The organism is Paenibacillus sp. 2RAB27 (assembly GCF_052115445.1).
In the GTDB taxonomy this organism is placed as follows: Bacteria; Bacillota; Bacilli; order Paenibacillales; family NBRC-103111; genus Paenibacillus_E.
Map to the genome: position 1 here is coordinate 614,635 of NZ_JBFRGR010000001.1, position 12,768 is coordinate 627,402.

General features: G+C 46.4%; 9 protein-coding genes and 1 pseudogene. 1 reads left to right on the forward strand and 9 read right to left on the reverse strand.

From position 1 onward, the window contains the following. Positions 1-111: 111 nt before the first annotated feature. From AB4114_RS02850 to AB4114_RS02860, 3 genes are all read right to left on the reverse strand, one after another. Positions 112-336: a small, acid-soluble spore protein, alpha/beta type gene (locus AB4114_RS02850; protein ID WP_441987019.1), complete on the reverse strand. Its 225-nt coding sequence runs from the start codon at positions 334-336 to the stop codon at positions 112-114. A gap of 71 nt (positions 337-407) precedes the next feature. Beyond that, complete coding sequence (locus tag AB4114_RS02855; protein WP_441987020.1) at positions 408-2,162, reverse strand: sensor histidine kinase; 1,755 nt, start codon at positions 2,160-2,162, stop codon at positions 408-410. A 69-nt stretch (positions 2,163-2,231) separates the two neighbouring features. After that, positions 2,232-3,209: a hypothetical protein gene (locus AB4114_RS02860; RefSeq protein WP_441987021.1), complete on the reverse strand. Its 978-nt coding sequence runs from the start codon at positions 3,207-3,209 to the stop codon at positions 2,232-2,234. A gap of 137 nt (positions 3,210-3,346) precedes the next feature. Between AB4114_RS02860 and AB4114_RS02865 the strand changes: the two genes are divergently transcribed. Further along, a complete protein-coding gene (locus tag AB4114_RS02865) occupies positions 3,347-4,267 on the forward strand; it encodes a hypothetical protein (RefSeq protein ID WP_441987022.1) in 921 nt (306 codons plus the stop codon). Positions 4,268-4,596: 329 nt separating this feature from the next. On the opposite strand, the gene AB4114_RS02870 is transcribed toward AB4114_RS02865, so the two are convergent. The 6 genes and pseudogenes from AB4114_RS02870 to hutH all read right to left on the reverse strand — a co-directional run bounded on the left by AB4114_RS02870 (position 4,597) and on the right by hutH (position 12,517). Next, positions 4,597-5,514 carry an aldo/keto reductase gene (locus tag AB4114_RS02870; protein ID WP_441987056.1) on the reverse strand — a complete coding sequence of 306 codons (918 nt, stop codon included), beginning with the start codon at positions 5,512-5,514 and terminating at the stop codon, positions 4,597-4,599. Between the two features lie 297 nt (positions 5,515-5,811). Further along, a complete protein-coding gene (locus AB4114_RS02875) occupies positions 5,812-6,486 on the reverse strand; it encodes an FAD-dependent oxidoreductase (RefSeq protein ID WP_441987023.1) in 675 nt (224 codons plus the stop codon). A gap of 480 nt (positions 6,487-6,966) precedes the next feature. After that, positions 6,967-7,935 (reverse strand): formimidoylglutamase, encoded by a 969-nt coding sequence (gene hutG / locus AB4114_RS02880; protein WP_441987024.1) that lies wholly within the window; start codon positions 7,933-7,935, stop codon positions 6,967-6,969. After that, positions 7,932-9,239, reverse strand: a complete 1,308-nt coding sequence (hutI, locus tag AB4114_RS02885) for an imidazolonepropionase (RefSeq protein WP_441987025.1) — start codon at positions 9,237-9,239, stop codon at positions 7,932-7,934. The genes hutG and hutI overlap by 4 nt, the downstream gene beginning before the upstream one ends. Before the next feature lie 15 nt (positions 9,240-9,254). Next, positions 9,255-10,928: pseudogene (hutU, locus tag AB4114_RS02890) on the reverse strand (urocanate hydratase). 20 nt (positions 10,929-10,948) lie between these two features. Continuing rightward, complete coding sequence (gene hutH, locus AB4114_RS02895; protein ID WP_441987026.1) at positions 10,949-12,517, reverse strand: histidine ammonia-lyase; 1,569 nt, start codon at positions 12,515-12,517, stop codon at positions 10,949-10,951. Between the last annotated feature and the right edge of the window lie 251 nt (positions 12,518-12,768).

Consider the following 12,768-nt stretch of genomic DNA (forward strand, 5'->3'; position numbering starts at 1 on the left):
CAACTTACATAATTCCCTAAACGATTGCATTTGTAAAGAAAAAAAAGACGCCAGATCACCCGAGTAGAAAGAGTGATTGATGTCTTTTTAAACTTGCCTATAACCAATGGTCTAGCGGTTGAAGCCTTGCAGTTGTTGTTCAGCGATTTGTACTAGTCTCTTCGTGATTGTACCACCGATTGAACCTGCGTCGCGTGTAAGAAGATTTCCATTATAACCATTTGGCTGCAAGGCAATCCCTAATTCTTGTGCAACTTCATATTTCAATTGATTTAAAGCGGCTTTAGCCTGTGGAACTAGCAATGTGTTGCTTCTGCTACTGTTGTTGTTAGCCATTCGTAAATCACTCCTTCTTGTGGTGTAAACTTAGGATGTGGAGTGTAAGGAAATCTTATACATTCAAATATTTATTTTTCATGTTTTAATGGAATGACGATGGAGAACGTTACGCCAGTCTCTTGCGTTGTGAAATCAATACTTCCTTTATAGCGTTCAATTAACTGCTTAATAATATGAAGGCCAAGACCTTTATTGTTCTTTCCTTGTTTGGTCGAGAAGCCTGATTCAAATATTCTTGTGTGTATGTCAGGAGTAACGGGATTACAAGAATTCTGTACCTGAATCGTGAGTTGGTTAGCTTGAACAATCCCTTCCACATTGATTTTTCTTTCGTTGACAGGCAACTCATTCGTCGCGTCAAATGCATTATCGATTAGATTGCTTAATATGCGGACTAAGTCAGTGGTTTTAATCGTCGTGAGTCGCAAATTTTCCATATTTTTAAAATCCACCTGCATGTCAATGTTATGCACTTCGGATTGTGCCAACTTCGCTTGGATAATTCCGCTTAATGCTGGAATATTAATTTCAACCGCTTTAATTTTGTTATCCATCATTTTCGCTTCTTGGATTAGAGGATCTATGTAGTCTTGCAGACTTTCATATTTCTTTAATTTAATCATCCAGGAGATGGTCGTAATATGGTTGATGATATCATGACGCTGTTCTTTGATCGACTGAACAATCGAATTGATATTCGCCAGATACACATCTTGAACTGTTTTCACAGCTCCTTCATTCTTCTTCCGCGTAATCGAATACAGAATGATAATAACAACGCAGACTAGCAGCGTGACAATGCTCATGAATATAAAAACTTCACGAAACTGCTGATGTAACGTTTTTTCGATCTGTGTGTAATCGGTTGCAACCATAACCACTTTGGGTAAGTCATCACGCTTATATTTCAGATTGGTTGTGACCATCGGTGTAAAGCTTTTCAGAATGTTCGTTCCATTAATTACAACATTGTAAAACACCGTACTGTTCTTGGTCAGCGCTTCCTTGATTTTACTCTCTTCAATGCCGTCTCTATACTTATAGCTGCCGTTTAATAAGAGTCGCTCTGAATACCAGCTAGCCCTATTATTTGGTGTTGGCGTTTTATCAAAAATCTTTTCCGGATTTAAGACGCCAATCTCAATTAAATTTCCTTTATTGTTTTCTAGGAGCTCTTGAATACTTGCATCAACACCTACTTTTTGCCGATAGTGTTCAAGACTGCTTGATACGTCCAAATAGGGATTAATAACATAATTCGTCGTTCCGTCGTAATATTCTCCCCATTTCCTGATATTTGTAGCATCCGTCGAAGCTGTATCAATGGGGCCACTCCAGAAATTTTCGAGGGTCAAGCCGGTACCTACGTCGACACTTTTGCGATCCGTTAACTGCAATTGGGCGGAATACACGATTCCCCACGTTTTCGAGCTTGCGTTGATTTCTTTGGGATCCGAGGATCTTACCCCAATGAAATCATCACCTCGTCTCTCGAATAATGTAATCCCTTCTATATTCAATTCCTTTGCTAAGGTGACCAGCTGTTCGTTCGTGACTTGGTGAAAATCAGGATGTAAAGTCTTCTGAATCACAATCGAAGCGGTTCGTAGTTCATGACCCAGCATTTCATCATAAGTTGCCTCTACTTCACTTTGCTTTCCAAGTTCGGCAGAAATCGTAGAAGTCACTAGTTGTATTTTCTCTTTTTGATGATTATTTAAAAGCACTTTCGAATGTTGAAAATACGTTAGATTCATACTTAATATGGCGATTAAGAAAATTAATATTGTTTTTAATGGGAACTTGTCTAATGATGAAAACATGCTTACGACTCCCTCAACAGCATTTTGTATCCTCATTATAAAGCAATTTTGTCGAATTTTGCAGTTTTTTTAAAAAAATTGTCCATTGGTGTATTTTAGATAGCTAAGAACGATTTTTAGAATCTCAAGTGTTTCCTTATACTGCTGTAAAAGGGCTGATTTCTCAAATCTTTCATGGGCGATATCCTCTTCTATTAAAAGTAACAGCCAGACGGAATACAGCGCACTGTATTTGTGATAATCCGTAATGAAGTTACCTTGTGTAGGCGTTTGAAGGTTCTCACGAACGGAGATATATCTAGCAAGAATTGCGATACGTGACTCCTGCTGGATGACCAATCTCCTATATTGAGGGCTCGTAATGTCCATCAACGTATACAGATCCCAGAATACGCTATTCGTATGAGCGTACTCCCAATCAAAAATATAGACTTGATTATTCACTTCGGCGATGTTTAACGGATACAAATCTCCGTGCGAAATGACGATTTCATTTTCAAGATGATCCTGGTGTAGAATATCCTCATAAAAGTAAGTGATATGCTCATCTCGAAATCCTAAACGCTCGAATAATTGCCTCGTTTGCATATCCTTAGTCAAAATATAACGTTGAATTTCCTGAATTTTCGGAGTGTGACCCTCAAAATCTTCTGGTAGAAGTGATGTCGGCAAGAGATGCCAATAAGGGATAAACTCTGATGTTTTCAACATCATCTCACTGCTGAAGTTATGCTCCAATTCGCCCAAATCTTCGAAAACCATCCATTCCTCTTCCGGCTCCAGCGCTTGAGAAGCAAAGAGGATCTTGGGGATGTTCACCTCAGGAATTCGTTCGAATAAATTCGCTTGCAGCCATACTTCTTTTCCCTTATTGGGATAGTTCGTAAGTGGTTTATAAATAAAACTCGTTATCGTATCATCTACATTCGCCTGAATCCGCTCAACTTTCTGACCATTACGACCCACATAGATAACTTCTCTTACATGCGGAAGACCATCACGAACCTTGCCAGATTCTAAGAAGATTCTCTCGTTCATTGCTGTCATTATTTCTCACCGTCCTAGTCCTGCTMATTATCTTAATTTACMATATCACAATTGTTAATAGGCATGATATCCACGAAAAAATATGATATATTTTGCATATATAGTTAATTCATAGTCGCCATGGAGGCTTACTTATCATGTTACATGTACTTGTAGACGAAAATGATCAAACAGCGTGGTATCCCAATTATCTCAGCGGTTTAAAAAAAGGACTTGATTCCGCGGGTGTCCCGTATTCCTTTTCCCCTCAACTGCCGGAGGACCCACAGACTCCCGTATTGATCACACGCTTCACGCTATTTGATATGATCAAAGAAGCAAGTCCAGTTCCCCAGCATCTGTATATTCAAGAACATGATGTCTGGAACCCTTTTACGAACGTGCTAGACTTAGAGTCATTATGGATTTTCCGTCATCCTTCATTGAAAGCTATTTTCTATACGAATCCTAGCATGGTGCCTTGGGGCAAACGTTGTCTGCCTGCCGGATCACAAGTCGAAGTCATCGCAGCGGGCTTTCCTTATGACCATGACTATGTGAATGCCACCTTAAATGGCATCACACCTTCAGATGAGCGGGAGAAACTAATTGTTTTCCCAGGTCGCATGAATGAATTCTATCAGCCTTATCTCTCTGTCCGCTTGGCGTTTGAATTTATGGAGTTAGGGTATCGCGTGGTAATCGCCTCGCCTGTTACACCTTTGTCCCATTATCCAGTTGCCATGTGGAGAGAATTAGGCATTGAAGTGGGAAGGCTGCCGCATGCTGAGTATTATCAACTTTTATCCAAAGCAACAGCAGCGGTATCTGTCACGATCGGCGGTAGTCTCACTTTGGCACTCTACGAAGCTCAATTGCTAGGCGCCACGCCAATTGCTCCAAAGGGAAGAGATGATCTGCCTCCGTTCACCGAAATGTACAGCCCTAGATATGATCTGCTGCATCCAAGAGAAGCTATTGACATGGTAGAAAATAAAGTCCCTGTTACCATAGATACGCGCTGGTTTAGTATTGATGCCTATGTTCGAACCTTACTGGATACAGTTTCCAACCATTAAATTATGACACGTACCTGCGAGATATGGAATAGGTTCCACCATAGCTAACGCCAATAAGACTTAGTTACTCCTAGTAAATAGTAAATAAACCAGTTAACTTCCGCTTTTGTAGATGTTAACTGGTTTTTTATGTGCACCAAATCGCCACTAATAGCTTCAAATTATGTATGAACTGGAAAATCTACAGCTATTTATGAGAAATTCCCTCAAAAATTCGAAATAACTGGAAAACATGTAGGTAAAACTGCCTCTTTTATTCAGATCGGGCAAAAAAATGACAAAAAACGCTCACTCCATGGGAGTGAACGCTTCGATTCAACCACTAGACACTAAGGAAGAACATTTCCCGCGGCACGATATATCTCATACCATTCTTGACGAGTCAACTGAATATCGGCAGCTTTGGCGCAATCGATTAATCGATTGATATTCATTGTCCCTGTAACAGGTTGCATCCGCGCAGGATGACGAAGAATCCACGCAATCGCGATTGTCGTATTGGATACTTCATATTTCGCTGCGATTTCATCAATCTTCCCATTCAACTCTGGGAATTTCTCGTTATCAAGAAAAATACCTTCAAAGAATCCGTATTGGAAAGGAGACCAAGGCTGAATCGTGATATCATTCAATCGGCAGAAATCTAGAATGCCGCCATCACGGTCCACTGCAGAATCATTCAGCATATTCACATTGATACCATTTGAAATCATCGTTGCATTCGTAATGCTTAATTGCAATTGATTCGCTACAAGCGGCTGTTTGACCGATTTCTTCAGCAATTGAATTTGCAGAGGCGTCTGGTTGGAAACACCGAAATGTCTGACTTTCCCTGAGCTTTCCAGTAAATCAAACGCTTCAGCAACTTCTTCAGGCTCTACTAAAGCATCTGGACGATGTAGTAGCAGAATATCTAAGTAATCCGTTTTGAGCCTTTTCAAAATGTTGTCAACCGATTCCAAAATATGTTCTTTGGAAAAATCGAACATTCCTTTGCGAATACCGCATTTGGACTGCAGAATGATCTTCTCTCGTACATCATCGTTCATTTGGATGGCATCCGCGAAAATTTCCTCACAAGTCCCTCCACCGTATATATCCGCATGGTCGAAGAAATTAGCTCCAATATCCATAGCCCCTTGTACGAAGCGTTCAGCCTCAAGCTTGTCCAGCGAGTTAATTCTCATACAGCCTACTGCAATAACCGGAACTTCTAAGTTACTTGTTCCAAGTTTCATTGTTTTTATCATAAAATAATTCCTCCTTCAAAACTGCATCACTTACTACTTGTTCCTGAGTTACCTCTCCTATTGTCACACATTGCTAACTCATATTCAAGAATCGCGATCCCTGACATGTAGAACGAAGCAAAAAAAACCATCCACACAATAGACAGCCGATTAGCTGTTTGTGCTAGATGGTTTACACACGTTACCATATATTGCTTATCACTTTTTCAAATACAAGATTGCCGCATCATTCGCGACCACGTTCACACTCAAAGTCCCATTCGAAATGAACGGACTCTTCCAGATCCCTTTGCGTCAACACATGTTGACCAATGAATCGTCGAGATTCCMGGAGATGAATGCCATCGGTTTACCCATATTTCTTGCTGTAAATAACAGCGAAGAAGCGAGACAATACGTATCGGCTACTGCCCCAGCGAAAGACTCTCCATATTGCTCAGAAGACTCACGTCCTGTCGTGAATCGCGCTCCTGCTTCTTTGCCGAGACGGCCATCTCCCGTACAATCCATGAATATGTTCGCATAGATTTCGAAGCTATGTTCCGTACTTTCCCTCGTTGCCCAAGCTGACACAATGCGATTTCCGCCCATTCGCACACCAATAATGGCCGTATTCAGCATTAGCGTCAGGTTGGGTTCCGCTCTGCACTTTTCATATAAAAGGAGATCCAGCATCGAAGCGCTTCGCTGTGGATTGCGAGCAGCGCACTCCAGAAGAATTTCTTCCAGGATGCCACCTTCTCTTGCTTCTGTTTCTAATGCTGTCCCTCGTTTGGAATGCGCCGCCCCGACAATATGCATACGGATCTCGGAAGAGGCATTGCCTCCCAGTACCGAGCGATCCTGACAAAGCGAAACCTTTGCACCGTTCCTCGCAGCCGCAATGGCAGCTACAACACCAGAAATGCCGCCTCCGGCAACCAAGATATTTATATAAACCTGTTGTTTCTTGCTATCTCCACTTATCATTCCTACTCTCCCTCACGATCTTATTTAGAATGACAGAATGATTTCGTAAGCGCATACAATCCTGCAAGAATGCCTTTCTTCCCATTGCCAGAATCGGTACATATACCTTATTTTTCATAGTAACGCTTTCCTCTAGTATAGTATAATTTTTTTTACAAATATATTGTGAGTATGGACGATACGGATAACGCTTCTGGTACCAAATAGTTCGAATTTGCCAAATTAATCTTACTATCCGCCTCATTTTATTGTGTTTAGTCCGAATTAACCCAAGTAAATACACCAATTAAGCCTCCGAACAAGGATAGTCGGTAAATAGTTCGGCAGAATCGGACTATGGGTCTTTTTTACAAGTAATCCTCTTTTTAATTCGGAAATTTCGGACTAACGCAGTCTCCGCCCCTGCTACACAAAGAAAACGCCGCTAGCTCCAGTAATAAGGAACTAGTGGCGTTTCTAGCTTAAGCGTAATGCCAACTATTATTTCGGGCGCGCAGCGACCCCTGCCAAGAAGCTGAGCATGAACTGTACTGCTAGTCGCGAGGTCACATTACGCACATCGATGGTCGGATCGATGCAGACGAAGTCCAGACCCTGCACCTGCGGCAGCGATCCGAGTCGGTAAAGGGCATCCAGGGCATCCCACGGATTCATCCCACCCGTACCGATCGCAGGGCAACCTGGTGCATAGGCCTGATCAATTACATCTACGTCGAAACTCACGTACAGCACATCCGTGCCGTTCCCCGCGTGTTGAAGCGCCTGGTCGAGTACCTGATCGATGCCCATCCGACGGATATCACGAGATGTATACACATGTACCCCTTTACCCTTCACGTAATCATGGTACGGTTTCGAATTCATGAAGCCTCGAATGCCTATTTGTACGATGTGATGTCCCTCTACCGCACCTGATTCGAGGATACCGCGGAACGGCGTACCGTTGGTGACGCCACCGTCCTCAAAATTACGGACATCATGATGGGCATCAAAATGAATAATACCCACTTTTTTCCCAGGATGACGACTCACGAAAGCTTTGATCGACGGGCAGCTCGTCGAATGATCGCCGCCGAAGATGATTGGAATTAAGCCCGGCTGATCGATATATAGCGCGCGCAAGCTTTCCTCGATGCGGCGGTGACATTCCGCGATGTCTGTCACATGCATTTGGATATCGCCGAGGTCGCGAACGGCTAAGTCTTGCAGATCAACACCATACTCCATCGAGTATGTCGTAAACGACTTGAAAGCTGCACGCACTGCCGCCGGTGTCGTCGAAGCACCTGAATGCGAAATCGACGACTTAGACAGCGGGATGCCGATGATCCCTGCAAGCAATGGCTCTTGACCGTCCCATTGGCGAATCCAATGGGCAACCTTGGTTTCCATGTGATCTCGGAATACAGCTTGATCAGGTAATTTGAGAAAAGGGATTTCGTGGCTCATCGTGCCCCCTCCTCCTTACCTGACTCTTCCATCACAAGGATACGGTCCCATACGATCACCTTTCCGTTTTTGATGACCCCAAATGTATGATTAATCCCGAAATGATACGGCAAATATGCCAGATTCGGCGCATCAAATATGGTTAAATCCCCACGCTTTCCCACCGCAATCGAACCGATACTTTCCCCACGTCCGAGCGCGTTAGCCGCGTTGATTGTGCATGCTGTTAAAATCTCCTCCGGCGTCATCTTCAGGTTCAGCGATGCCAGCATCATGACGAGCTGGATCGACTCGGTCGGACAGGACCCTGGATTATAGTCCGTTGCGAGAGCCACCGGCAGTTCAAACGTATCGATCATATCGCGTGCTCGCGCATGTTTGGCCAAACCTAGGTTGAACGAAGTGCCCGGCAAGAGCACTGGAATCACGCCTTGTTCCGCCATGGCAGCGAAGCCTTTGTCGGTCGCTGCAAGCAAATGTTCAGCGGATATCGCACCGATTTCACCTGCCAGTTCCGATCCGCCAAGCGTTTCTATTTCGTCTGCATGTATTTTCGGAAGCAAACCGTACGCCCTACCTTTCAGCAGAATTCGGCGTGACTGCTCGACGGTAAATACACCCTTCTCACAAAACACATCGCAAAACTCCGCAATCTCCTCTTCCGCCACCATGGGAATCATTTCATTGACGATGAGGTCTATATATTCCTCGGTACGACCTTTATACGCCAGCGGCACCGCATGTGCCCCCATAAATGTCGAGACAATTTCGACTGGGTGATTATCGTTCAAATGTTTTGCCACACGCAGTTGCTTCAATTCATCTTCCAGGGTGAGTCCGTAGCCGCTTTTCGCCTCAACCGTCGTGACACCATTCAACAGCATCTCGTTCAAACTTCGATGCGCCTTATCATAGAGCTCCTGCATACTCGCTGCGTGTGTACTTTGCACCGTGTTAAGAATGCCACCGCCCTGCGCCAAAATGTCCAAGTACGAGACACCCGACCGCTTCAGCGCCAGCTCATGTTCACGGGAACCGCCATGAACGAGATGGGTGTGCGGATCGACCAGCCCTGGCGTGACCATACGTCCACCAACATCGATGGTTTCTTCAATTTCTACGCTTGCAAGGAGACTCATGACGTCTCGTGCTGCTCCAAACGCCACGATTCTTCCTTCGCGAATAGCTATCGCCGCGTCCGTGATTACATCGACTTCCTTCATTTGTTTCCCGCAGCGTGGTACATTCCCAGGAGGGGTAACCAAACGGCCAATCCCCGTAACGAGCACATCAATCCGCTCCATCTCCTCACTCCTCCCTCACTGTCCCTGCTCACGCATCGGGATGCGAATGCCGTGCTTCTCCGCTGTCTCAATCGCTTCGTCGTAGCCCGCATCCACATGGCGGATAACCCCCATGCCGGGATCAGAGGTTAGCACACTGCGGAGACGCTCATCTGCCCCATCCGTCCCGTCTGCTACGACCACCATCCCTGCGTGCAGCGAGTAGCCCATCCCGACGCCACCGCCATGATGGACAGAAACCCAAGAAGCTCCTGCAGACGTGTTGATCAACGCATTCAGGATCGCCCAGTCGCCAACGGCATCGGAACCGTCTTTCATCGCTTCCGTTTCACGGTTTGGCGACGCGACGGAGCCACAATCTAAATGATCGCGACCGATCACAATCGGTGCTTTCAACTCGCCGGTTCTCACCATGTCGTTTAATGCTAGACCGAATTTTTCGCGTTCACCATAGCCTAACCAGCAAATACGCGCTGGGAGACCTTGGAACGCGACACGCTCACTTGCCATCGTAATCCATCGGCGCAGGTGATCATTTTCCGGGAACAGCTTCATCACAAGTTCGTCTGTTTTGCGAATGTCTTCCGGATCACCGGAGAGCGCTACCCAGCGGAAAGGTCCTTTCCCTTCGCAAAAAAGCGGCCGGATATAAGCTGGAACGAAGCCGAGAAAATCGAAAGCATTGGCAACACCTTGGTCGAAGGCGACTTGACGAATATTGTTGCCATAATCGAACACGACGGAGCCCATTTGCTGTAGGTCAAGCATCGCTTGCACATGGGTTGCCATACTGCTTTTCGAAAGCTTCACGTATTGCTCAGGGTCCTTCTCACGAAGCAACGCTGCTTCGGCCAACGTAAATCCAATTGGAATATAGCCAATTAGCGGGTCATGAGCCGACGTTTGATCTGTCACGAAATGTGGCTTAATGCCGCGACGCACGAATTCGGGATATATGTCCGCAGCGTTACCTAGCAGACCGATGGCTAGCGGCTTATTCGCTTCCATAGCTTTACTTGCCAGCTGCAATGCTTCATCCAGCGTTTCAGCTAGCACATCGCAGTAACGGGTTTGGATTCGGCGCTCAATCCGTATTCGGTCAACTTCAACTGCAATGACGACCCCCTCGTTCATGGTGACAGCTAACGGTTGAGCGCCGCCCATCCCGCCAAGGCCTGCGGTCAACGTCAATGTACCTTTGAGCGAACCACCTGTATGTTGGCGGGCCGCTTCGGCAAAGGTTTCATACGTACCTTATAAAATCCCTTGCGTCCCGATGTAAATCCAGCTGCCCGCGGTCATTTGGCCGTACATCATCAGCCCCTTCTGCTCCAGCTCACGAAAATGCTCCCAATTCGCCCATTTGGGCACGAGTACAGAGTTAGAGAGCAGCACGCGTGGTGCCCGTTCATGGGTTCTGAAAACACCGACCGGTTTGCCGGATTGAATTAACAATGTTTCATCGCTTTCCAGGCGCTGCAATTCGCGGATGATGGCATCGAAGGAAGACCAGTTACGAGCCGCTTTGCCGATGCCGCCATACACAACGAGATCTTCCGGTCGTTCTGCGACATCCGGGTCAAGGTTATTCATCAACATACGCATAGCCGCTTCCTGTACCCAGCCTTTGCAAGTTAGATCAGTACCGCGAGGGGCGCGAATTTCTCGCTTCTGAGAATTGGCATTCATCATAGTGATCTCCTCTCATGTCAAAATAGCGTGCCAGTCACAGCCTCAACCGCTTGTAGCCACTCGCCTTCCAGTAAAGCAGTCGCCACGCTTTCAATATCACGGGAAGTAGAGCGGTCCTCCACAACAGGGGGAACGAGCGCCCTCAGCTTGTCGTACAGAATCCGAGTCGCCGGAGCAAGGCCCTCAGCCCCTACAAATTCAGCAGCTTCCGCTGCACAAATCAACTCGATCGCCAGCACCTTGGACACGTTGTCGATGACCTGAGCGGCATGGCGCGCTGCTGTTGTTCCCATCGACACATGGTCCTCCTGGTTCGCTGAAGACGGTATCGAGTCCACGCTTGATGGGTGCGCCAGCACTTTATTTTCCGAAACGATTGATGCACTTACATATTGCGCGATCATCATGCCCGAATTCATCCCTGGATGATGGCTCAAAAATGCAGGAAGTCCACCTGAAAGCGCTGGATTTACCAGTCTTTCAGTACGGCGTTCCGAAATGTTCGCGAGCTCGCTCATGCCGATTTCCAGAAAATCCATCGCGAATGCGATCGGCTGACCATGGAAATTACCGCCGGAGATGACGAGACCTTTCTCCACGAATAGCAACGGATTGTCGGTCGCAGCGTTCAATTCTATTGCAATCTTATCCTGTACATAGGCAAKAACTTGGCGTGTCGCACCATGCACTTGGGGCAGACAACGCAGTGAGTAAGCGTCTTGTACGCGAAGCTCTCCTTGGCGTGTCGTCAACTTGCTGCCTTTCAGAAGGTTGCACAAGTTCTTCGCTACGCCGATCTGTTCTGGATAAGGGCGTACCTGATGCACCTCTTCCGCAAAAGCTTCAGGAATACCGCGCAAGCATTCAACTGTCAGTGATGCGATCACATCTGCGATTTTCGCAAGTCGTTGTGAGTTGATAAGCGCCAGCGTACCAATGGATGTCATGATCTGTGTGCCGTTAATAAGTGCTAGCCCCTCTTTTGCCTGTAAGCTGATCGGTTTGAGGCCTGCTTTTGCGAGCGCTTTCTCACCCGACAGCCGTTCACCTTGGTAAAATGCCTCCCCCTCGCCCATCAGAACCAGTGCCAAATGTGACAGCGGAGCCAAGTCCCCGCTAGCACCAAGTGAGCCTTGTTCTGGCACGACGGGATGTACGCCACGGTTAATGCAGTCGATCAACAGCTGCAGTGTTTCGGGACGAATGCCGGAATGTCCTTTGGCCAGCGCGTTTGCGCGCAGCAGCATCAATGCGCGAACCGTAGGTTCCGGCAGCGGTCTGCCGACGGCGCAGGCATGGCTGCGGATCAGGTTAACCTGCAGCTGGACAGCGTCTTGCGGTGAAATCGTCACGTCGCTGAATTTGCCGAACCCCGTCGTGACCCCATAGACCACTTGGCCAGTTGCAACCAGTTCCTCCACCATGTTGCGGCACGCAATCACACGCTGGTGCGCCTGTTCATCTAGTCGGACCGGCACATGATCATAAACAACCGCCGCGACTAACTCAGGTATCAATTGCTCCCCGTTTACTAACACTGGGATCGCTTCTAGGCTATTTTCCTGCTGTTTGTATACCGTCGCCATGACAACTCAGACTCCTTCCTTTCTCGCTTTACCAAAAGAAAGGGACCGTACGGAAGTTATTAACTTCCATACAGCCCCTTTTTTTAAATAAGAGGGTTATATGCGATTGTTCGGTATCAAGCTCCAGCCGATCCTTCATCGCTATCACCACTTTATCGTTTATTCTGTTTTTGCCTAATCTTACCTAATCTTATTTTCACACGCTGGTTCGCGAGCTGTCAAGATGGCTATAAGCCCAGTTGTCGCCGCTA